The sequence below is a fragment of the Cupriavidus sp. SIMBA_020 genome (assembly GCF_046535395.1).
GTDB lineage: Bacteria > Pseudomonadota > Gammaproteobacteria > Burkholderiales > Burkholderiaceae > Cupriavidus > Cupriavidus campinensis.
This window is the reverse complement of record NZ_JAWRWU010001761.1, coordinates 1-232: the sequence shown is the minus strand read 5'-3', so window position 1 is coordinate 232 and position 232 is coordinate 1. Positions and strand designations below refer to the sequence as shown.

Here is a 232-nt window from a genome sequence, read left to right as displayed (position 1 = left end):
CTCCGTCAGTCTTGCGCTGATTGTTCCCGGTCTGCTGCAAAAAAACGGCGGCTGGCGGCGCATGGCTATTATTTCTGCGGTCATTGCGCTGGTCTGCCACGCAATCGCTCTGGAAGCCCGCATCCTGCCCGACGGTGATAGCGGACAAAACCTCAGCCTGCTGAACGTTGGTTCATTGGTCAGTTTGATGATCTGTACGGTAATGACCATTGTGGCTTCTCGCAATCGTGGC

Annotated in this window: 1 protein-coding gene; it reads left to right on the top strand. The window is 55.6% G+C overall.

What is annotated here, in order from left to right:
* Positions 1-232 (top strand): hypothetical protein (locus SB751_RS35655; RefSeq protein WP_410749690.1); only part of this gene is annotated, 232 nt, incomplete at both ends.